Source organism: Pseudorhodoplanes sinuspersici, from assembly GCF_002119765.1.
In the GTDB taxonomy this organism is placed as follows: Bacteria; Pseudomonadota; Alphaproteobacteria; order Rhizobiales; family Xanthobacteraceae; genus Pseudorhodoplanes; species Pseudorhodoplanes sinuspersici.
The window spans coordinates 968385-989796 of record NZ_CP021112.1; the positions used below are offsets into that span (position 1 = coordinate 968385).

Consider the following 21412-nt stretch of genomic DNA (forward strand, 5'->3'; position numbering starts at 1 on the left):
CCTCCATTCAATCACCACATAATCTGTCGCAAATCATCTGACGACGGACAGAGCAATGGGTCGCGGAGCTGGAACAGCTCGCCGGATGGAGATTGATAGACCTGTTTCACCGAGTGAAACTCTCTTCTGTCATCCAGACGGGACACCGATAAAGAGCTTCAAGAATAGCTTTCAGCAGGCACTTAAGCGTGTTGGCATTCTCTATGGGTCCGACAGAAAGAAGCGGGTTCGCGATCCGAAGGCAGCGACGGAGCTGGCGAAAGTGCAAAAAAGAAAACGCGCCCTAAGCTGCTTTTTTATATCTGCTTTGTGCGTGAATAGCGAACATCGGACATGAATTGCTTCCGACTTCGGAATCGTACATCCTGTTTTCGGATGATGAGAAGCCAGTTGTGCTCCGATTTCACTGGCTTGCCTGCTCTTGAACAAGCCGCCACGATGCCTGATGAAGCCGGCCGTCCCATCCCTCGGCTATCATCCAGAGGCGCGTATTATTTTCTATTTTTTCGGGTAATTTTACACCCGCTCTTGCGAAACCCGACTGACCGGTAATTCGCTGACCGTTCGAACCGGCTGACTGTGATCCGACGCTCACCCAGAGACGTTTGATGTCCTTCCAGCAATCGGGACAAAACCGCGCGAGAACCATCGCGCGCGCTCCCGGCCGGACCGGATCGGATGTATCGCCAAGACCTGCTATCATCAACGCGCCGAGGCGCCAGGGGCCGATCTCCTGCGCGGCGTAGTTCGCCGCTCGTTCATCCGCCGATGCCGAATAGAACCGCAAGGTCATCACCGAGGCTGCGATCGCGAGCACGAGGATCGTGATATTGAGCGGCTTCAGAACTCCCATCGTGCCGCCCCAGGGCTTGAGTATCGAGAGGACATGCCGCCTCGCGGATTTGCCCCGTGCTCCGGCCCGCCGCGCGGAGCGTTTCCAGAACACGATCACGCCGCTCACCGCGAGACCGGTGGTGATCAGCCCGAACGTGAACCAGATCGTCTTTGACACGAGGCCAGCGAAATCGCCGAAATGCAGCGCATCGGTCAGCACGCGCACAAAGGAAAGCGAATAGCCGTCGCGGGCGAGGTCGCGGCCAAGGATCTCGCCGCGATAGGGATCGACGAAGACTTCGGACAGGTTCGGCCCGAAGAACTCGCCGGTATTGCCGCTGAAGGTGACCGGTGCGCCATGCACCTCCGGCAGATTGACAAAGCGGATGTCGAAATCGGGCAGGTCCTTGCGCACGATCGCGGCCAGCGCATCGAGCTTCAGCATCTGAGGCGGCTGCGGCCCCATGCCGTCAAGCACCGCGTCCGGGATTTTCGGATGTTGGTGCTCGGCAATGGCTTGCGGAAAATTCAGCAGCGGTTCTCCGACTCGGATCCAGAAATAGAAAAAGCTTGTCAGCACCATGATGACAAGGAACCAGATCGACCAGACCCCACCTAGGCGGTGCAGATCGCCCATCGTGGTGCGCAGGTTGCGGCCACGGGGCCTGCGAAGGAATCCACGCCAGAATTTCCGATAGGTGATGAGACCGGTGACCAGCGATGCCAGCATGAAGAAGGTAAAGCTGCAGACGATCACGTAGCCCCAGGTCGGGATCATCAGGAAGGAATGGAATTGACCGATAAAATAGCCCGGCATCATGAACGGCGTCGTGCCCTGCACTACGCCGCGATAGGGATCGACCCAGATCCGCCGCACGCCATCTTTCGGAGAAACAGCAATGATGTTCAGCCCGGTGCGCGGGCCGGCACCCTGCACCGGCACCTGTCCGATCAGACCCATCTCCGGATGCGCAGTCCGAACGGCGGTCAGCACCTGGTCGATGCCCGCGCGCTCGACCGACGGCGTGACGCGCGACTGCGGATAGATCAGCCAGTCGATCTCGTCACGAAAGACGGCCAATGTCCCCGATAGCAGGATGATCGTCAGCAGCAGGCAGAAGCTGAGACCAAGCCATGAATGGATGGTGAAGGCCGCGCGCGCAAAGGTCACGCGGCCGCGCTGTTGAGCCTGTTCCTGCATTCCTGCTCGCACTAGAAGCGCAGCTGACCTCTCACACCGACCACACGCCCATCGCCGATGGCCGCTGAGCCGCTCAGCCCTGGCGTGGAAATGCTTGTGAGATATTGCTCGTCGAACAGGTTCCGAGCAAAGATCGCCAGCGTTCCATTCTTGGTCTCGTATCCGATCTGTGCATTGACCAGGGTGTACGAGTCCACATAGCGCAGCGGGTTGTTCGACAGATCGCGCGGGCTGAAATAGCCATCGGTGTAAGACACATCAGCGCTGACAAACATACCGGACTGATGCTTCCAGATGCCGCCGGCCGAGACCGTCACGCTGGGCGCTTCCGGAAATTCATTGCCTGCGTAATTCTGGAGCGTTCCCCCATCGAATGTGGTCGCTTCATCGAATTTGGTTTTGAGCAGACCGACCGATGCAAACAACGTCAATTCGTCAACCGGGCGCACACGCACCTCAAGTTCGCCGCCATAGAGATGGGACTTACCGACATTCTGAGTCATACTTTGCCCAGTCCAACCGGGAATCTCCACAGCCAGCTGCTGATCCTTGTAGTCGTAGTAGAAGACATTGGCATTGAGCTGCAGCCGGTCACCCCACCATTTCGAACGGTAGGCCAATTCGTAGGCCCACATGAATTCCGGATCGACCTGATTGATGATGGTTGTGCCGACCGGCACCTCCGAGAATCCTTTCCGGTAGCCTTTGGTCACCGTTCCGGCGAGGGTCTGGTTCGTTGTCAGGTCATAGGCGAGACCGATTTTCGGAAGAAATTCAGTGTTGCTGGATTCGGAAACCTCGTTCAGCGACGTCGGCGGGGTACCGCTGAAGGGGTCCCAAGCCATACCAGCGAAATTTCTTTCGGATTTGTCGCGCAGCAAGCGTCCGCCTGCCAGCAGGGTCCATTTATCCCAGACACGATAACGAAGGTCGGCATAGGCCGCTATCGACGTATCATTGAAGTTGAAGGTGGCGTCCTGAATCGGAAAGAAAGGAGCGAGGCTGGTTGTCGCGAAAGATTCGCTTTGAGTTTTGAAGCGCCCCGCAAACAGGCCAACAACGCCACTCAATGGCGAATCGGGCTGGTCGAATGAGAAACGCAGATCCTGGGAAAAATCCTCAACGTTGCGCCTGTCATCGCGGAACCAGATTGGCTCGTTCGGCCCGCTGATCCGCACTTTTGTGTCCGCCAGCGCCGTGATCGACTGCACTTTCAAGCCCGGCGAAAACTCGTATGAGATGTCAGCAATGTAATTGTTGACCGCGGCAGTACGAAGCTCCGGAAACTGTGAAAAGGCCGCATTGTATTGTCGCGCGAAAAAGTCCGGTCCCGTCACTGTGGTCTGCATCGGATTGTCGAGTGTGCGATTGACCGTGAACAGAGCACGCAATCCCGGCATCGCCGAAGGCGTGATCAGCAACTTGGCGCGGATCTGATCGAGCTGATCCTCACCGAGCACATTGTATGCCGGGTTAGAATAATTGATATTGTTACTCTGCCGTATGGTCTGACCGGCGATGCGCAGCGCCATCTGGTCCTGAACCAGCGGCGTATTCACAACGAAGGCTCCCATGTGATAGTCGCTACCGCCAGCCTGCCCCTCGACGATGACGCCGGGCTTGTAGGTGGGGTCGTTGGTCTTGATGACCACCGCGCCGGCAAGCGCGTTGCGCCCCTGGATCGTGGATTGCGGACCGCGCAGCACCTCGATCTGTTCGACGTCCCAGATTCCGCGAGCACCGCGCCGGGTTGCCTCAGTGCTTTGGATCGCGCCGTCGATGATAACCGAAACAAGCGGCGCCGAACTACCTGATGGTGCTGTCACACCTTCGGAATTCAGGCCGCGGATGACAAAGCCATTACTGCTGTCGCCTGTCCTGAACTGGCGCACGTTGGCAAGCATATCGAACGAACGCTGCAGATCGGGAATGTTGTAGTCGCTGATCTGCTGACCGGTGACGACGCCGACGCTTGTGTAGGTTCGGAAATAGTCGCGCGCAACCTTCTCTCCCTGCACGGTGATTTCGTCGAGAGCGATCGCGCCCGAGGGTGTCGCCTGCGCCATGGCACCTGCCCCGCCGCTGCGGGTCAACGTCACGGTCTGGCCGCCGGTGAACCTCGGCGACAATCCGCTCGACCAGAGCATGCGGTCGAGTGCGGCCTGCGGCGACATTGTCCCTTTGACGGGATTGGAGCGAATGGAGCGGCTGAGATTGCTATCGTAAACGACCTGAATTCCAGTGACGGCGCCAAACTGAGCCAAGGCCGAATCCAGCGGCTGCGCAGCAATATTAAAGGCAACGGATGCCGATCGCTGGCCTGGCTCGGCCCTCTGCGCCCATGCCGTTTCCGCATTCAGCGCACCGAAAACCGCAGCGATCGCGAGCGTACTGCCACAAGCCATCGCTCGCCAACGGAGCCATGAGCACAAAGCCCCCGGTGCTTTTCCGCAAAGCTCTTGTGCGCATTCCACTTTCGTCATAGCCGCTCAACCCCAAACCGGCCGCAGAATGCAGCCCCCGGAGATGAAGACGACATGGCAACAATGAGTCCGAATCCGAATTCAGAAGATTAGACGAATTCAAGAATACGAAGAGGCGGCTGACGAAGCCGGCCGTCAGCCGATCAAGGTGAAGAACGGCGACAAATGCCGGACTGGCAGGCCTAAGGCATTGCCGATGTGATCCAGCGCTTCATCGATGCGGCTGAGGTGGAACACACCGGTGACACGCCGTTGCGCTGCCGCCTTATCGACAACCACCACGAGACCCTTTTTGTACCGGTTCAATTCGTCAGCGACCTTTGCCAGCGGCTCATCCCGGAAGAGCAACTGCCCCTTACGCCAGCCGGAAACAGCTTCCATGTCGGCTATCGCCTTGGTCGCGACATGTCCATTCTCACACAAGGCTTGCTGCCCCGCCTTGATTTGGCCGGTCTCTGGCATGAGGAGATCCAGGCTTCCTTCGAGACACGACACCACCGTCCTGTTTTCATCAAGACGGACGACAAAGACAGCATTGCTGGCCGTCACAACAGCCTGACGAGCCGACAGCGACAAAATCGGTCCTGCACGCGAACGCGCTGTGAAAGCCGCCTCGCCACTGACCAGCCTCAGATGACCTTCGCCCTTCGCAGTCTCAAGCGACAAACCACTGCGCGTATTCAGTTCGACGGTGATATGAGGAAACGTGAGACGGCGTTGCTCGCCAGCAAGTGTCCTGTAGTCGGCGAAAGCATCCTGTATCGTAGGAAGAAAACCGAGCTTCGACCCCGCAAAAGCCAGTCCAGCCACCGAGGCCGCGACCGCTCCTCCCTGCAGGACCAATCTGCGGCTTGGAATGCGAGAGCGTCTTCGGGATATGGCTGCCGCTGTCCCCACATGTTGCCACACCCGCATGGCATCGAGAGCGGCGCCCTCGTATTCAGGCCCACGCGCACGCCATCGCAGGAAAGCGTCGCGATCGGCTTCCGTGGCATCGCCAGAGGTCAATTTGAGAATCCAGGCCACGGCCTCCTGCTCCAGCCTGCCTTGATCGACCCGATCATGCTCGTTTTTATTGTTTGAAGGCATCGATCCGAGGAATGACAAGTGATGCGGCTGAAAAGCGCCGCCGGGATGCAACTTTTATTATGACGATTCCAAATGCCCAATCCCGAATCGGGAGCCGTTACTTTTTTGGACTGGGCCGGCAGGCTGTCAGCGCGCGGGTGAGCTCAAACTCCACCGTCCGCGTCGAAATGCCGAACTGGCGAGCGATGGCGTGGTGCGGCAACCTTTCTAATCGACTCATCAGAAGAATCTGGCGTTGACGGTCCGGCAAGTCCTGAAGCAAGCCAAGAACGCGCTGCAATTCGGATCGGTCGATCGTGATTTTTTCGGGGTCCGGTTCATCTTCAGGAATTTGCAAAATCTCATCGATTTCACCGCGCGTCAGCCGCCGGCGCGCCACCGCACGGGTGTGGTCGGTAACGAGATTACTGGCAATGCGAAAGAGATAGGCCTGCGGATTTTCAATCGCCACAGCGCCCCCGGCCTGGCTGACGCGAATCCATGTCTCTTGCGCAAGATCCTCCGCTAACGCCGGATCGCGGGTTCGCTGTGTCAGGAACCGAACGAGAGCCTCACGCTGCCGAAGATAAAATGACCGGATATTGGAGCGATCCTGAGTCATCGACAAAACTGACCTGATATGCGCTGGCGGCCGATGCGCAGAAACCGCAAGATGACGATACACGCCGCAAGTTTTCGGCACAATTCCCAGCTCGTCGGACTGAGAAAGATCAGAATTGTTCGAAATTGCAGCCGACATGCTCGTAAATGACTGCTTTGGATCAAGGCGGACATGGTCTGACAGATGAATTTCGAGTGAGTTGAAATAAAGTGGCCCGGACGGGACCACTTCGGCCATTTTCCGACTTCGAAACCGAACGCATCTTGGCAGCCCGGTCAACAGCTCCCGTCGAGCAGTGCGATCATTTTCGAAGAGCTTCTTCTTATCGGAGCTGCGCCCTGGCCTTCAGCAGCACCGACAGCTAGAGATCAATAGACCAACTTTACCGGGTGAAACGCCGCTTTAGCATCCAAGGAGAGCCATTCAAGATCAAGAACAACTTCCAGCAGGCCCCTGAAAAAGGCTGGCGTTCTGTATGGATCTGGCGGGAAGAAGCGGGTCCCCTACTCGCTCCGGCACACCTACGCCACGATGAGATTGTCGGAGGGCGTCAGCGTCTTTCAGCTAGCGGCTAACATGGGCACCTCGGTCGAGATGATCGAGAAGTTTTACGGTAAAAAGCGGATACGCGATCCGAAGGCGGCGACGGAGCTTACCAAAAATGGACCGCCCTGCGAACTGTAGAAACGTTAAATCGATTCGAGGGTCCGCCTGACGTGCTCTAACATTCCAAAGGCCCACGGCTGCTCTTTTCCATCGATCAACACGACGTCCGGCCACAGCAGATATCCCGACCTTTGTGATCAATTCGTGCCTCAAACGGTTCCGCGCGACACACGATGAGCCCAAGCCACCTACACAGGCTATTCGAACTGGAAGGCGTCTCATTTTCCGAATATATCGTGCGCGAGAGGCTTAAGCGCGCGCAAGGCATGCTGCGCAAAAGACGACATTCTCACTCCGCCACACTTCAGCCGGGAGATCCCCGGCGCAAAGCTTGTCGAACTGCACAAGGGCGGACACTGCGCATCGGAGACGAATACGGCGGCATTCAATGCCGCCGTTCTTGATTTTATCGCGGAACATGAAGGGGGGCAGTAGCGCTCAGGCCGCCGACAGTTTCGCCGCTCCCGTAAACGCCCGCACGACGGCATCGCTCCGTGCTGTCCAGCCGAAGAACTTCTGGACGTTGAAAACGCTCGCTTCAAAAATCGAATCGGAGCCGGCCTGCAATGTGGCATCGGGCACCATCACCGCAAAGAATTCGCGATGGTAGGCGTCACGCAATGTCGATTCCACGCAGACATTGGTGTTCACACCAACCAGCAGCAATGTTGTGATGCCGCGGGCGCGCAAAAGCTGTTCGAGATTGGTGCCGGCAAAGCCGCTGTAGCGAGCCTTCGGCACCACAGCCTCGCCGCTGATCGGCTTCAGCGCATCGACGATCTCGTAGTCCCAGGTGCCATAGGTGATGAGCTGACCGCGTGCGGAGGGATTTGCACGCATGTATTTCAGCGCGTTCGATTTGTGCCAGACCGGCGCGGTCGGGCCACCGGCTTCGGTCTGCAAGGCGTCGAAGCCGTTCTGGAGATGGACCACGAATAATCCGACCTCGCGTGCGGCAGCGAGAACGCGCGCCGATGTTTCGATGACGGGAGCGCTGGTGCTGACATCGAAGCCGACGCGGTCCAGATATCCACCCTTGGAGAGATAGGCGTTCTGCATGTCGACAACCACAAGGGCGGTCGTTGAAGGATCAAGGGCGATCGCTTCCGGCTCCGCCTCGAGATGGATCGGACCAACGCCCACAGACGATTTAGCGGATGTGCTCATGTTTCACGCTCCATATCGCTTCAGGGCAAAGGCTTCGGCTGCAACCACAAGTCCGTAGAGAACGAGACCGATCACGCAGAGCAGTGTGATCGATGCGAAAATGAGTGGCATTTCAGCCTGCGAGGCGGCGAACAGGATCATATAGCCAAGGCCGGCCTGCGCGGTGATGAATTCGCCGACGATGACGCCAATCATGGCGAAGGTGATGGCGATCTTCAGACCGGCAAAGATGTGCGGGACGGCGGCAGGAAAGCGCACGCGCGTATAGACCTTGCTGCCGGTGGCGCCAACCGCCTTGCACAGGCGGAGAAGATCGCGATCGACCGATGTGAGGCCGGTGAGGGTCGCGACGACTACGGGAAAAAACGAAATGAAGACGGAAAAGGTTACGCGGGATTCGCTGCCGATGCCGAGCCAGACAATAAAGAGCGGTGCGAGGGCGATTTTCGGAATGAGCTGGAAGAAGACGATATTGGGATAAAGAGCCTCTCGCGCAAACCGTGACGCGGAGACAAGGACCGCAAGGCCGACGCCAAGGACAAGCGAGATCAGGAAGCCGGCGATGGTTTCCAGCGTGGTTGGCACCGCCTGCTTCAGCAGGAAGGGCAGCGTATCGATCAGGCGCACCGCAATGACGGATGGGGCCGGCAGCAGGACTTCCGGGATGTTCTTCAAGCGAACGATCGCTTCCCACGCGCCAATGATGATGGCCGCCGTGACGAGGGGAAGCAGCAACAGTCGCGCATGCTTGTAGAACGACTGCAAATCGAAGCGCGCCGACCTGGCTTCGGGGTGTTCGATGACAGGTTGTTCGGTCATGTCGATGGCGGTCATTCAACGAAACCCATGGCGTCGGACGAGGTCAGTGCAGCGGCGAATTCGTCCGGTGAATCTTGTCCTTCAGGTGAAGATAGAGCTCGTTGAATTCCGGCCTGGCTTCGACGGAAGGATCGCGCGGCCGCGCGAACGGCACACGCAGGTCTTCGATGATGCGCGACGGACGGCGACCCATCACCAGAATTCGATCCGACAGAAAGATTGCCTCGCGGATCGAATGGGTAATGAAGATCGCCGTCTTCGGCGACTTGTCCCAGATGCGGGCAAGGGCTAGGCCCATTTCGTCACGCGTGATGGCATCCAGTGCGCTAAACGGCTCGTCCATCAACAGGATGCGCGGATCGTTGATCAGCGCGCGGGCCAGGGCGACGCGCTGGCGCATGCCGCCGGACAGTTCGCGCGGCCGCTTTTCACGAAAATTCCAAAGGTCGACCATCCGCAACAGCGTTTCGGCGCGGGTCTTGTCCTCGGAGGTAATGGTGCGGCACATATCGACCGGGAACAGGACGTTATCCAGCACGCTTCGCCAGGGCAGAAGCGTTGGGTCCTGAAACATCATGCCGGCTTCGGTCTGCGGTCCTGACACCTCCATGCCGTCCAGTGTCGCAACGCCGGATGTCGCAGGCTCGAGTCCTGCCAGCATCAGCATCAACGTGCTCTTGCCGCAACCGGAAGGACCGAGAATGGAGACGAAATCGCCGCGGGCAATGTCGAAGCTTGCTTCGGCCACGGCCTCGACGGCGCCCGACGGCGTTTCATAGATCTTGCGCAGCCGGTCCGCTGTAATGGCGTTGAATGGCGCAGACATGACCTCAACCGAGAATGGCCGCGTATTCGGCAACGTTCTTCTTGACGTTGTCCCATTCCGCGGGCGTCAACTTGACGGCACCGGCGAAAGCGTTGGTGAACAGGGTGGAGGCGTCCGGCTTCTTGGCGTCTTTGGGGGCGCCGAATTCCATCACCAGATCCACCATCTCCGCGGCCTTCGCCATATCGGTGAAGCCGATCGAATGCGTCTGTGCTTCTTTCGACATGACGGTGTAATGCATCATCGCCTGAGAGATTTTTGCGTTTTCCTTGCCGCCTTTGGTGACGGCCAATTCCGGCACTTCCTTCATGAAGATGTCGATGCCGGCTTCGGGATCCTTCAGCGCGAACGCCAAGCCCTCGGTCAGCGCTTCCGTGACCGCGCGCGACAATTCCTTGTCCTTGGCGAGATTGGCCTGCGTCGTCACCACCTGGCCCGAATAAAGCGAAACGCCGGCGGCGTTCCATGGCATGAAGCGGGGCGGCTCTTTCATCGCCAGCATGACCGGAATGCTCGATGTCGCGATCGCGGTGATGGCGTCGACCTGTTTGTTCACGACGCTCTGCTCGACCACGCGGGCATCCATCTGCACCATTGAAACGCCCGAAGGATCGATACCAGTCTTGCGCACATAAGCTGGCCAATAGGGTGCTTCGGCCGATGTCGAGACGGTACCGATCTTCTTGCCCTCGAGATCCTTCGGCGCTTTGATCGGGCTGTCGGCGCGGACCACCATGCCCATGGTCGAGTCGTAGCCCAGCGTTGCCATGGCAACGAGTGGAAGGCCGCGCGCCGCACCGAGGATCGTGCCGCCGGCAAAGATGAAGCCGTAATCGAATTCGCCGGCACCAACCGCCTGCGCAGCAGCGACCGAACCGAATCCGCGGCTGATCGCAATATCGATGCCGCGCTTTTTGAAATAACCTTGGTTCTTCGCGACAAAGGTGAACAGCGACGAGCCATTCGCCAGCCAAGGCAATGTGAGCTTCACCGTTTTCGCGCCTTGCGCGATGGCTGGCATCGCAAGACCTCCGGCTGCGGCTGCGACGGGCAGCGCTGCGGCGGCTTTCAAAAGACTGCGACGCGAGAAAGGCTTTGATCCGGCAGCATTCGAACGGTGCATCTCGTCTGGCATGGTTCGGGTCCTCGCAATTGCATCTTGGTTATGCAGAAGGTGCTTACTTGTGCTTCCGCAGACCTAGCCAGAAACGTGCCAAGTAAAATGCAAGGCACGTGGCTTTTTTGGTCGCGTCACGACACTTCGAAAATGCCGTCCACTTCCACGCTCGCATTGGCGGGAAGATTGGCGACACCGACAGACGTTCTGGCATGGCGGCCATTTTCGCCAAACAATGCGAGCATCAAATCGGAGGCTCCGTTGATGACTTTGGGCACGTCCGGATAATCGGGTTTTGCCAGCGCAAAGCCGCCCAGGCGGTGGCAGCAGACAACGCGATCCAGGTCGCCATCGAGCACAAGACTGAGCGAAGCCAAGAGGTTGAGCGCGCAAAGCTCAGCGGCTTTCTGAGCGGTCGCAAGATCGATCGTTTCTCCAACCTGGCCTGCGTAACGAACCTCGCCATTCCACTCGCAGATCTGGCCGGCAAGGAACACAAGCGAGCCCGAGCGGGAATAGGGTTTGAACGATCCGCGCGGTTGCGGCACCGGCGGTATCGTCAGCCCAAGCGTGGCAAGTCTTTGTGCGACGATACCTGTCATCACGATATTCCCGGCGTTGGCATCGCAACGCGACGAGACATCGTAACGGTATGCATAATCTGCTTACTTATTGGCCAGAGAGAACGTGCCGGTTTGAGCGCGTGCATTTCCATTAAGCCTTTCTGACTGCGAAGGATTTACGGATCACCATGCAAGGCCAGAGGTCGATCCTGTCCGCCCTGCTGAGGCTCAAAACTGCGTCTTTGCCTGCTTGATCGGCGGAAATTGCGACGATTGATCGAGTCATAAGCAGAGTGCACGCTTGTCAATGTTCGGCGAGAAGCGAGCCATGCCCGTTCATGCGGTCCGCAATGCCGCAACGCCGGAGTGCCGTCCAATAGGTCGCCGCGTTAATGGCGATCACAGGAATGCCAAGCCATCGTTCGGCTTCCTCGGCGATATCGACAACCGCAAGATCGGTACCGGCTTGAACGATGGCATCGACACCCGATGATGCGAGAACTTTCAACCCGTCGCGAATGTCAGCTTCGGTCGCGTGGGCGATCTGAACCTCGCTCGGGCGCTTGAGGCTGTGAACTGTGGCGACCTTGTACGCGTAGTCTTCGAAGTATTGGGCAACGTGCGCATCGCCGATCGGCTGATATGGTGTCAGAATTCCTATTTTGCGGACACTTTCAAAGCATTTCAGCGCCTGAATGCACGCATCCGAGCCCATGGTCACCGGAACGCCCGCGCGATCCTGCAGCTTCGCAAGCAGCTTTTCGCTGCCGGCCTTGCCGCCCCAGAACGTCGGGATCGACATCGCCATGATGAGGTGATCCGGCTTGCAGGACATGACGCGATCGACGCAGGAAAACAGGTCCGGCCCGATGGCATCGACCATCGCCTCGAATTCGGTGTCGTTGCTCAGCGGTAGGTCCGGGATGTGAATGCGCCCGATATGGTTGGTCACCCCAACGGGGCGCATAGAATCCGTTTCCGGCTGAACGGTCGTATTGGTGGAGGGAACGACAATTCCGATCTTGAGACGATAACCCAGTCTGTCAGTCATCAGCACGTCCGTTGTGGCAACAGCCTTGCAAGGCCAACACCTTGCAAGGCCTCGGAGAAACTCGCGAAGGCTGTGCAAGTCCGGTGCCGCCAATATGAAGAGTGTGAATAGTGAGGATAAGGCATTGTCGGTACGAGACAAAAATGCTGTTCCGGCAATGGGGACGGGGCATATTAGGAAAGCCGTCACACTGCCAACGGCTCCGCGCCCAAGGTCCGTCTTGCAGCGAAATGGCAATGCTTCAGCAAAGCAATCGGAACGCCGGCCCCGCGACGCGGCCGCCACATCGGATCGTATTCTGGAGGCGGCGATTTCAGAGTTCGCCGAACATGGCTATGCCGGCGCCCGCATCGACGCGATTGCGCAGCGCGCCGACGCCAACATGCGGATGCTCTATCATTATTTCGGCAGCAAGAACGATCTTTACCTCTGCGTTCTGGAAAAGGTGTTCGAGCGGATCAGACTCAAGGAGCAGAAGCTGAACCTGAAGAGCCTGGCGCCGCTTCCAGCGATGATGAAGCTGTTCGACTTCACCTATGAACATTTTGCATCAAACCCGCTGTTCATCCGGATCCTGATCAACGAAAATCTTCTTGGCGGAAGACACCTGTCCCGCTCGGTTCGGGTCTCGTCGTTGTCCTCGCCATTGCTGGTCGCGATGAAGGAGGCGCTCCGTCGCGGTGAAGCGGAAGGGGTGTTCCGCCGCGGCATCGACCCCTTGCAGCTCTATGTCAGCATGGTGGCGATGAGCTATTTCCACATCTCCAATGGCCCGACGCTGTCGCATCTTTTCAGCGCCAATCTGTCGGCCGGGCGCTGGCGCAACGAACGGCGGCGGCACGCCAGTGAAATGCTGAAAGCATACCTGACCAGCGGGCTGACATCGTGATGCTCCGGCTGCACGCTCGGAACGTGCCGCCGGAACCACCAGACTGTCGCCTCCAATGTCCGCATGATCGATAACGCGGACAAGGCGATGCAATTGCGTATGGCGAGGGCATGTCTTCCGGGCTGGCTGGATCGCGTTATAAGGTTTCGCTGGCACATCACTTGCAAGATAGGTGGCGTGAAAAACCAAAAAATGCAGCCGCGGTGCGATCTGCAATGATCTGCAGGGGAGGTGGATGGTGCTGATCGGCCTGCGATCCCGGAAGCATATCGCGCCGTTCGATATCGTCCGACCGGCGGGCATCGGCGAGTGCCTGCCTTATCTGTCGGAAGGCAAGCGCGCAGCGTTGATGGCCGGCGGTCTCGACCTGATCGACCGTATGAAGAGCGGGCATGTTTTCGATACCATTGTGTCGCTCTCGGGTATTCCCGATCTGAAGGGAATAAAAGACAGCGGCGGTTCGATCACGGTGGGTGCGCTGACCACCCATGCGGCTATGGCCGAAGATTCTCTTGTCGCAGAGAGGCTTCCTGACATTGCGAAGCTCTGGCGAGAGATCGCCAATCCGCGCGTCCGTCTGACCGGAACAATCGGCGGTAACCTTGTGTCGGCGTTACCCCATTACGATGCCATGCCCGCGCTGCTTGCGCTTGGCGCGACGGCCACCGTCGCTGAGGCAACGTCCGGATTGCGAAGCGTTTCGTTGAATGATCTGCCCGGCGGCAATGCGCTGCTGGTCAATGTCGTGATCCCGGCCTCGTCGATGCGCCTTGTTGCCGACCGTAGCCTGCATCCGCACGTTTCCGTCTATGCCGGTGCGAAAATCGCGTCGGGAAACGTCACGGATTTGCGAGTGGCCATTGGTGGCGCGTATGCGCGCTCGCGGGTCGTTACAGTGCCCACGGAAGAATTAAGCCAGTTGTCACTGGGAATGCGGGCGGCCACGATCGCGCAAAGGGTCGTTGAAGCATTGCCGGAGCCGCTCACGGATGGCTTCGCGAGCAGCCGCTACCGTCTTCGCATGATCGACGTGCTGACACGGCGCTTGCTGGTGCGGCTAGGGGCCTGATCATGAAATCGATGACTCTATCCCTGACGATCAACGGCGCGCTGCGTCATTGCGAAGTCGCATCGAGCACGGTTCTTGCAGACGTCTTGCGCGATACATTCGGATTGCAGGGCTGCAAGGTCGCCTGCGATCAGGGTGTGTGCGGCGCCTGCACGGTGCTTGTCGACGGCGAGCCGGTCGCGGCATGCGCGACCTTCGCTTTTGTTGTCGATGGTCGCTCGATCATGACCGTCGAGGGTCTGGCGCAGAACGGCGTGCTGCATGCCGTTCAGACATCGTTTCTTGAAAATTCGGCCTTTCAATGCGGCTTTTGCACATCCGGCATGATCCTGTCGATCGTTGCGCTGCTGCGAGCTCATCCCGAGCCCGATGAAGAGACTATCCGCGATTGGCTGGGGGGCAATGTCTGCCGCTGCACCGGCTATGGTCCGATCGTCGAGGCGGTTCGCCGCGTAATCCCCGCTCACGCTTTGGAGCATGCGTGATGCATGGAGTCCAGGAAACCTCCCGGAACGATGAACTGCCGACCGAAGGCAACGCGAAGGTGACCGGGGCGGCGGTTTATACGTGGGACACGGCGCTCCCGCGCATGCTGCACGGCAAGCTGCTGCGCAGTCCCTTGCCGCATGCTCGCATTCGATCCATCGATACAACTGAAGCGCTGGCGATCCTCGGCGTCGTCTGCATCGTGACCGGCGACGATGTTGCACCGCTGGCGGAGCAATTTTATGGCGTCGGCTTGCGCGACCAGCCGGTGATCGCGCTCGATCGCGTGCGCTTTGTCGGCGATCCGGTTGCGGCCATTGTTGCAGTGGACGAAGCGACCGCATTTCGTGCTGCGCAGGCGATCAAGGTCGACTACGAGCCCTTGCCGCCGCTCATGACGGTGGAGGATGCGCTCGCCGACGATGCGCCGGCGCTTTTCGATGGCCCGACGCCGGGTATTCCCATTCCGGTCGGGAAGGGCTGGAGCAGCGTTGCGGATCCGGTCAGAAATGTGCTGTGCGAATACAATTTCGGCTATGGCGACGCGACAGCCATCCTTGACGCATCTGACCAGGTGTTCACCGACACCTTTGCGGTGACGCGCATCAATCATTTTCATCTTGAGCCGCACGTCAATATCGCGCACTGGAATGACGGCCGGCTTGAAATGTGGTCCTGCAATCAGGACCCCTTTGTCATTCGCGGCGATATCGCCCGCATTTTCGGACTGCCGCTGCATCGCGTTCGCATCCACACGCCATTGGTTGGCGGCGGCTTTGGCGGCAAATCCTATTGCAAGATGGAGCCGCTGGTGGCGCTGATGGCGCGCAAGGCCGGCGCGCCCGTGCGGCTTGCGTTGTCGATGGACGAAAGCATCCTTACGCTGGTCAAGCATCCGGGTCGTTTGACATTGACGACCGGGGTCGATCGCGAAGGCCGCCTCACGGCGCGCCGCGCCGATATCGTGCTTGATGGCGGCGCCTACTCCGATGCGTCGGCGCTCGTTGCGGTCAAGACAGGTTTTCGTGTTGGCGGCGGATATCACTGGCAGGCGATCGCCAGCCGCGCCCGGATCGTGCGCACCACCACTGTTCCATCGGGGTCGTTCCGCGGTTTCGGCGGCACGCAGGCTTCCTTTGCCAGCGAGCGGCAGATCGATCTGATTGCGCGCCGGCTGGGCGAAGACCCACTCACCTTTCGCATGCGTAATCTTCTCGATGTCGATCAGCCCTTTGCGCCGAATGAGCGAGGCATGGACAGCGATTTGTCCGCCGGTCTTCAGGATGTTGCCGAGCGCATCGGATATTCAAGCAAACGTCAACAAGGCCGCGGGATCGGATTCGCCGTCGGCCTGAAAGATGCCGGGGGTACCGGCAATCACGCACAGGCGCTGGTTCGTGTGACGCAGGACGGTGAGGTGATGGTCAGCGCCGCGGTCGTCGATGTCGGGCAGGGTGCGGCGTCGGCTTTGTGCCGCATCGCGACCGATGTTCTCGGTCTGCCGCTGGCCAATGCGACCTATGCGCCGATCGATACCGATCATAGCCCGCCGGACAATGGCACGCATGTGAGTTGCGGCACGCTTGTCACCGGCCGCGCCATCGAGCAGGCGGCGGCGGAGGTGCGCAAGCAGATCGAGACCTTCGCAGCCGAGCGCCTTGATTGCGATGTCTCGGAAATCGTTCTGGAAGGCTGGACTGTCCGCCGCGGCAACGTCGTGCATCCGCTCACGCCGATGGTGCGCAAATATTATGGCGGCATTGGATGGGAGTTCATCGGGCGCGGCGCGTTCAAGGAGCCGTACGATCCCGATACGCCGATGGGTGCGCGCAACATTTCGTGGATGCCATGCTGGTCGGTCGCCGAAGTCAGCGTCGATGACGAGACCGGGCGTGTGACTTTGCACAGGCTGATCGTCAGCGCCGATCCCGGCCGCGCGTTGAGCCGCGAGGCCTGTCACGGGCAGATCGAGGGTGCAGCGATGCAGGCGCTGGGGCAGGCCATGTTTGAGGAGTTGCGCTATCGCGGCGCCGAACCGGAAAACGCTACGCCACTGACCTATCGTGTGCCGAAGGTGCGGGATCTGCCAGCCCATTTTGAAAGCGTTGTTGCTGAACATGGCATGGGCTTCGGACCGGGTGGCGTCAAAGGCATTGGCGAAGCCGGCATGCTCGGCATTGCGGCGGCGATTGCCAATGCCATCCAGGATGCGACCGGTGCATCACTGACGACAATGCCGTTCACACCTGAAAAGGTGCTCGACGCGCTCGATCAGCTCCGCCATGTCGGAGATGTGCCGGTTGTAGAACGATCATGAAACTTGCTGTCCCCGATCTGATCACCAACTCCTATTTCCCGGTCGTCGCCGCTGCGGAGCTCGGCTTTTTCAAGCAGGAAGGGCTCGACATCTCGGTCGAACTGATTGCGCCTGCGGGTCGCACTTACGAAGCGCTGCGCGATGGCGAGGCCGATTTCGTGGCGGCTGAAGCGCATGCCGGTCTTGCGGCCTTCCCGGACTGGAAAGGTATGAAGTTGATCTGCGCGTTGTCGCAAGGGATGTACTGGTTTTTGGTGATGCGCTCCGACATTGCGGGCAAGCGGGGCGATGTCAGCGTTGTACGCGGACGCCGGATCGCCGCGGCACCCTGGGTCGAGCTCGGGCTGCGCAGATTGCTGACCGAAGCGGGCATCGACCCGGAAAAAGACGGCGTGCGAATCGCGCCTCTGGAAGGATCACTTGGACCCAAGGTCAATATCGGGGTGACAGCGGCTCGCGCGCTGGCTGAGGGGCGCATCGACGGCTTCTGGGCGAACGGCATGGGTGCGGAACTTGCCGTCATGTCCGGCGCCGGAAAGATCGTGCTTGATGTCCGCCGGGGCGACGGCCCGAAAGTTTGCTTCGACTACACATTGCCGACGTTGGCCACGAGCGATCGATTGATTGAATCAAACCCGGAGGCGGCCCATGGCGCGGTGCGCGCAATCGCCGCGACGCTTAGGGCTCTGAGGGACGACGTATCGCTGGCGACACAGGCTGCGCGAAATGTCTTTCCGGCGCAGGAGACCGAGCTGATCGCCGAACTAATCCGGCGCGATCTGCCTTATTATGATCCGATGATATCCGAACACACGGTGGCTGTGATGAATCAATTCTGCCATGACATGGGCGTGCTGCGGGGCACCCCATCCTATACTGATGTCGTTGCGGTCCACATCATGACATCCGATTGCAAGTCTTGAGGCACTTCAGCGCTATCGCAGCTTTCTTCCGAGCGGCACACCGCCCGCGGCATCGACGCTTCGCAACGAGAGATTGGCCATCAACAAGGGGCCAGCTTCTGACAATACGTCACCGGCACCAGAATCTAGATAGCTCGAAATGACTTTGCCCCCAACGCGCCGCATGATTTCTATCATCGGTCGCCGCTCAGTCGGCAGGACGACAAAGTAGCTCGACGCCTTCTCTGCCGCCGCCATGTCCACTATTAACACCGGCAGAGCCAAGGAAGGTTGCCTCTCGCTTGCATTGATGATCCCGCTCATTTCTGCCGACACCTGCAACTTCAGACGTTCGGTCAGCCATGAACTGACCTCTGCCATGACCTTACGCGCGTCCTCCTTGCTGCCATTGATTGGTGATGAAAGATTGATGCCGCATCGCCCAATAAATGGTCTCGCTGTTGCCAGCCTTGCTCCTTACCATTCGGCGACAATTCGGAGAAAAATCGTGGACGACACCGTTGATCGCCGCGTGGCTCTTGCGCTCGTATTCGCCTTGGCGGCAGGGATTGCCCCGTTTCCCGCCTTCGGACAGGGCAAATATCCCGAAAATCCAATCCGCCTCATTGTTCCCCGATCCGCCGGTGGCGTGGTCGATATTATCGGCCGGCAATGGGCGGAACGGGTGCGGACATCTATTGGCTCGGTGTTCGTTGAAAACATCGGTGGTGGCGGCGGCACCATCGGAACCTCAGCGGCTGCGCACGCATCACCTAATGGCTACACACTGGTGATTGGAAGCACCAGCGACCTCGTCCTCAACCCGGTGCTCATGCCAAACCTCACCTACGATGCGACCAAGGATTTCGTGCCGGTTTCCATCATGGCGATTTCAGTCGGCGCCATCATCGTCAATGCTGCGCTACCGGTGAAAACGCTGCCGGAGCTGGTCGCATTTGCGAAAGCCAATCCCGGCAAGCTTTCTTATGGATCAGCAGGCGCTGGCACCATGGCCAATCTCGCGGGTGAAATGTTCAAGCAGCTTACCGGGCTGCCTGAGATCGTTCACATCCCTTACAAGGGCGCCGCACCTGGACTTGCCGACCTCGTCGCTGGCCACATTCCGATGGTGGCCGCGACCATATCGGAAGCAGCGATTGAGCTGCACAATTCCGGCAAGGTGCGTATCCTGGTGGCAGCCTCAGACCAGCGCATTACGGCCGTGCCGGACGTGCCAACCAGCGCTGAAGCAGGTTATCCAGGTTTCATTGCGCAGCTTTTCATGGGCCTGTTTGCGCCGGCAGGTACGCCGAAGCCGATTATCGATCAACTTGCAAAAGCAACCCATGAAGTGATGGCCGACAAAGACTTTCAGTCCAAGCTGACAGCACAGGGCTATGAACCGGTCGTCAATTCTGATCCAACTAAGGCGGCCGAATACATGCAGGAAGAACGAGCTCGCTGGACCTCGGTGCTGAAAGCTTCAGGAATGAAAACGAATTGAGATAGCCATAGTCCTCAGACAACGGCGCAATTAGTTCGACCCAACCTTCTCAGCTTAGATCTCGTCCGCAGTTAGCATGTAAGCGTGATGAGATCGCCGCCGGCACGGCAGACGGGCCAGTAGCGCTGTGCGTCATCGCCTCGTTTACTGAGGCGGTCAGCACCGGCTGCCACGCCGTCCATGCCCTGCGTCATCAGTAAATTGAGGCGTAGCCATCCCGTCTTGAATCGCTCGCGGCGCAGTACCCCTCGATCGAAGGATCCCCCATACGCCAAATGAATTGGCCTGCGCCGAAATCTTGATAGCTGTCGTCGATAACGCTCATTTCGTGACCCCGCGCAGCAAGGGCTTCGACCAATTTTGGATCCATCGTAGCTTCTACATTGATGTCCAAGCCGGCGTTGAAGCGCCACCGCGGCGCATCGCATGCAGCCTGAGGATTTTGATTGAAATCCAGCATGCGGATAAGCGTTTGCACATGGCCCTGTGGCTGCATGTTTCCGCCCATGACCCCAAAACTCATGACAGGAGCGCCGTCCTTCGTCAGAAACCCCGGAATAATTGTCTGAAACGGCCTCTTCCTCGGCGCGACGACATTCGGGCTTGCCGGATTCAAATTAAAGCCGTGGCCGCGGTTCTGAAGAGAAAGGCCCCACTCCGGCAGACAAATACCGGATCCAAACCCCATGAAATTGCTTTGGATAAAGCTGACCATCATGCCGCCTTCATCGGCTGCGGTCATGTATACGGTGCCGCCTCTGACCGGGTTGCGGGCCGCAAAGGGCTGGGCGCGCTTGATATCGATAAGTTTAGCGGCCTCTGCGAGATATCTGTCGTCAAGCAACTGTTCCGGGGTAACCCGCATGTGCGAAAGATCGGCGACATGGGCGTACGTGTCGGCGAAGGCCAGCTTCATCGCCTCGATTGCGATATGTTGCACGTCGACGCCATCGACCGCGAGGCTAGAGAGATCGAAGTTCGACAGAATTCCAAGTGCCATCAACGCCGCGATCCCCTGCCCGTTAGGAGGGATTTCGTGCAGCGTGTAGCCTCGATAATTCTTTGCAATCGGCTTGACCCATTCGACCCGGAAGGCTGCGAGATCAGCCGCCGTCATCACCCCGCCGTTCGCACGAGCGTGCTTCTCGACCGCTTCCGCAATTTCGCCACCGTACAATGCCTGCCCTTTGGTCTCGATGATTGCGCGCAGCATCCGTGCGGCGCCAGGCAGCGTGACACGCTCGCCCACCCTGGGCGCGCGCCCAAGCGGCAAAAACATTTCGGCGAAACCCGGCTGTTTCGAGATTGATTCTTCGTTTGCCGCAGCTTCCCACTTTTGTTGAACTACAGTTGGCGCTAGATATCCTCGCTCGGCAATTTCAATGGCCGGAGCGAGAATGTCGCCAAGCGACATCTTTCCGAAGCGTTCATGCAACGCGACCCAGGACGCGACCGCGCCCGGCACTGTTACGGAATCCCAACCCCGGGCCGGCGGACGGGTATGTCCCTCGCCATATTTCTTGATGAAATACTGAAGCGACCAGTCTGCTGGTGACAATCCCGAGGCGTTAAGGCCGTGCAATTCCTTGCCGTCCCAGAGAATGCAATATGCGTCGGATCCAAAACCGTTGCTGCATGGCTCGACAATCGCCATAACCGCAGCGGTGGCGATGATAGCGTCGACCGCGTTGCCGCCGCTACGCAACATTTGCTGGCCGGCCTGCGCACCGAGAGGATGAGACGTCGAAACGACGCTACGGCCAAAGACCGGCAACCGTCGCGAAGGATAGCCGACGTTCCAATCGAAGCTTCTCATGGCAATCTCACA

General features: G+C 58.9%; 18 protein-coding genes. 6 read left to right on the top strand and 12 right to left on the bottom strand.

From position 1 onward, the window contains the following. Window positions 1-403 precede the first annotated feature (403 nt). The 10 genes from CAK95_RS04860 to CAK95_RS04910 form a co-directional block, all read right to left on the bottom strand. A complete protein-coding gene (locus CAK95_RS04860) occupies window positions 404-2035 on the bottom strand; it encodes a PepSY-associated TM helix domain-containing protein (RefSeq protein WP_086086911.1) in 1632 nt (543 codons plus the stop codon). Window positions 2036-2046: 11 nt separating this feature from the next. Further along, complete coding sequence (locus tag CAK95_RS04865; RefSeq protein ID WP_183044371.1) at window positions 2047-4440, bottom strand: TonB-dependent receptor; 2394 nt, start codon at window positions 4438-4440, stop codon at window positions 2047-2049. A gap of 213 nt (window positions 4441-4653) precedes the next feature. Next, a complete protein-coding gene (locus CAK95_RS04870) occupies window positions 4654-5544 on the bottom strand; it encodes a FecR family protein (RefSeq protein ID WP_183044370.1) in 891 nt (296 codons plus the stop codon). Between the two features lie 160 nt (window positions 5545-5704). After that, window positions 5705-6445 (bottom strand): sigma-70 family RNA polymerase sigma factor, encoded by a 741-nt coding sequence (locus CAK95_RS04875; RefSeq protein WP_086086914.1) that lies wholly within the window; start codon window positions 6443-6445, stop codon window positions 5705-5707. A gap of 867 nt (window positions 6446-7312) precedes the next feature. Then, window positions 7313-8041: an isochorismatase family protein gene (locus CAK95_RS04885; RefSeq protein ID WP_086086915.1), complete on the bottom strand. Its 729-nt coding sequence runs from the start codon at window positions 8039-8041 to the stop codon at window positions 7313-7315. A 3-nt stretch (window positions 8042-8044) separates the two neighbouring features. Beyond that, the gene (locus CAK95_RS04890; protein WP_086086916.1) at window positions 8045-8875 is read right to left on the bottom strand and encodes an ABC transporter permease; all 831 of its coding nucleotides are present in this window, start codon (window positions 8873-8875) and stop codon (window positions 8045-8047) included. A 28-nt stretch (window positions 8876-8903) separates the two neighbouring features. Continuing rightward, window positions 8904-9686, bottom strand: coding sequence for an ABC transporter ATP-binding protein (locus CAK95_RS04895; protein WP_086086917.1), 783 nt, complete (start codon window positions 9684-9686; stop codon window positions 8904-8906). A 4-nt stretch (window positions 9687-9690) separates the two neighbouring features. Then, window positions 9691-10821, bottom strand: a complete 1131-nt coding sequence (locus CAK95_RS04900; RefSeq protein ID WP_086086918.1) for an ABC transporter substrate-binding protein — start codon at window positions 10819-10821, stop codon at window positions 9691-9693. Window positions 10822-10937: 116 nt separating this feature from the next. Further along, window positions 10938-11405: a RidA family protein gene (locus CAK95_RS04905; RefSeq protein WP_086086919.1), complete on the bottom strand. Its 468-nt coding sequence runs from the start codon at window positions 11403-11405 to the stop codon at window positions 10938-10940. A 265-nt stretch (window positions 11406-11670) separates the two neighbouring features. Continuing rightward, window positions 11671-12417: a maleate cis-trans isomerase family protein gene (locus tag CAK95_RS04910; protein ID WP_086086920.1), complete on the bottom strand. Its 747-nt coding sequence runs from the start codon at window positions 12415-12417 to the stop codon at window positions 11671-11673. Between the two features lie 220 nt (window positions 12418-12637). Between CAK95_RS04910 and CAK95_RS04915 the strand changes: the two genes are divergently transcribed. The 5 genes from CAK95_RS04915 (at window position 12638) to CAK95_RS04935 (ending at window position 18101) form a co-directional block, all read left to right on the top strand. Then, complete coding sequence (locus CAK95_RS04915) at window positions 12638-13306, top strand: TetR/AcrR family transcriptional regulator (RefSeq protein WP_157699546.1); 669 nt, start codon at window positions 12638-12640, stop codon at window positions 13304-13306. Between the two features lie 235 nt (window positions 13307-13541). Continuing rightward, window positions 13542-14375, top strand: coding sequence for an FAD binding domain-containing protein (locus tag CAK95_RS04920; protein WP_086086922.1), 834 nt, complete (start codon window positions 13542-13544; stop codon window positions 14373-14375). A 2-nt stretch (window positions 14376-14377) separates the two neighbouring features. Beyond that, window positions 14378-14860: a (2Fe-2S)-binding protein gene (locus CAK95_RS04925; protein ID WP_086086923.1), complete on the top strand. Its 483-nt coding sequence runs from the start codon at window positions 14378-14380 to the stop codon at window positions 14858-14860. Beyond that, entirely contained in the window at window positions 14860-17178 is a 2319-nt protein-coding gene (locus CAK95_RS04930; RefSeq protein ID WP_086086924.1) for a xanthine dehydrogenase family protein molybdopterin-binding subunit, read from the top strand. Before CAK95_RS04925 ends, CAK95_RS04930 begins: the two co-directional genes overlap by 1 nt. Further along, window positions 17175-18101, top strand: coding sequence for an ABC transporter substrate-binding protein (locus CAK95_RS04935; RefSeq protein ID WP_086086925.1), 927 nt, complete (start codon window positions 17175-17177; stop codon window positions 18099-18101). The genes CAK95_RS04930 and CAK95_RS04935 overlap by 4 nt, the downstream gene beginning before the upstream one ends. A gap of 12 nt (window positions 18102-18113) precedes the next feature. Here CAK95_RS04935 and CAK95_RS29055 read toward each other — a convergent pair whose 3' ends face one another. Further along, window positions 18114-18461 carry a hypothetical protein gene (locus tag CAK95_RS29055; RefSeq protein WP_157699547.1) on the bottom strand — a complete coding sequence of 116 codons (348 nt, stop codon included), beginning with the start codon at window positions 18459-18461 and terminating at the stop codon, window positions 18114-18116. Here CAK95_RS29055 and CAK95_RS04945 point away from each other — a divergent pair. Next, window positions 18460-19584: a Bug family tripartite tricarboxylate transporter substrate binding protein gene (locus tag CAK95_RS04945; protein WP_157699548.1), complete on the top strand. Its 1125-nt coding sequence runs from the start codon at window positions 18460-18462 to the stop codon at window positions 19582-19584. The genes CAK95_RS29055 and CAK95_RS04945 overlap by 2 nt on opposite strands. Before the next feature lie 193 nt (window positions 19585-19777). Here the strand turns inward: CAK95_RS04945 and CAK95_RS04950 are convergent, their stop codons facing one another. Beyond that, a complete protein-coding gene (locus CAK95_RS04950) occupies window positions 19778-21400 on the bottom strand; it encodes a gamma-glutamyltransferase family protein (RefSeq protein WP_086086928.1) in 1623 nt (540 codons plus the stop codon). Window positions 21401-21412: the final 12 nt, after the last annotated feature.

Bases quoted from the DNA above. Each gene is read 5' to 3' on its own strand.
- CAK95_RS04905 (WP_086086919.1), bottom strand. From the start codon at position 11,405: ATGACAGGTATCGTCGCACAAAGACTTGCCACGCTTGGGCTGACGATA.
- CAK95_RS04890 (WP_086086916.1), bottom strand. From the start codon at position 8,875: ATGACCGCCATCGACATGACCGAACAACCTGTCATCGAACACCCCGAA.
- CAK95_RS04930 (WP_086086924.1), top strand. From the start codon at position 14,860: ATGCATGGAGTCCAGGAAACCTCCCGGAACGATGAACTGCCGACCGAA.
- CAK95_RS04860 (WP_086086911.1), bottom strand. From the start codon at position 2,035: ATGCAGGAACAGGCTCAACAGCGCGGCCGCGTGACCTTTGCGCGCGCG.
- CAK95_RS04900 (WP_086086918.1), bottom strand. From the start codon at position 10,821: ATGCCAGACGAGATGCACCGTTCGAATGCTGCCGGATCAAAGCCTTTC.
- CAK95_RS04920 (WP_086086922.1), top strand. From the start codon at position 13,542: ATGGTGCTGATCGGCCTGCGATCCCGGAAGCATATCGCGCCGTTCGAT.
- CAK95_RS29055 (WP_157699547.1), bottom strand. From the start codon at position 18,461: ATGGCAGAGGTCAGTTCATGGCTGACCGAACGTCTGAAGTTGCAGGTG.
- CAK95_RS04910 (WP_086086920.1), bottom strand. From the start codon at position 12,417: ATGACTGACAGACTGGGTTATCGTCTCAAGATCGGAATTGTCGTTCCC.
- CAK95_RS04925 (WP_086086923.1), top strand. From the start codon at position 14,378: ATGAAATCGATGACTCTATCCCTGACGATCAACGGCGCGCTGCGTCAT.
- CAK95_RS04865 (WP_183044371.1), bottom strand. From the start codon at position 4,440: ATGGCTTGTGGCAGTACGCTCGCGATCGCTGCGGTTTTCGGTGCGCTG.
- CAK95_RS04885 (WP_086086915.1), bottom strand. From the start codon at position 8,041: ATGAGCACATCCGCTAAATCGTCTGTGGGCGTTGGTCCGATCCATCTC.
- CAK95_RS04945 (WP_157699548.1), top strand. From the start codon at position 18,460: ATGACCTTACGCGCGTCCTCCTTGCTGCCATTGATTGGTGATGAAAGA.
- CAK95_RS04875 (WP_086086914.1), bottom strand. From the start codon at position 6,445: ATGGCCGAAGTGGTCCCGTCCGGGCCACTTTATTTCAACTCACTCGAA.
- CAK95_RS04950 (WP_086086928.1), bottom strand. From the start codon at position 21,400: ATGAGAAGCTTCGATTGGAACGTCGGCTATCCTTCGCGACGGTTGCCG.
- CAK95_RS04935 (WP_086086925.1), top strand. From the start codon at position 17,175: ATGAAACTTGCTGTCCCCGATCTGATCACCAACTCCTATTTCCCGGTC.
- CAK95_RS04895 (WP_086086917.1), bottom strand. From the start codon at position 9,686: ATGTCTGCGCCATTCAACGCCATTACAGCGGACCGGCTGCGCAAGATC.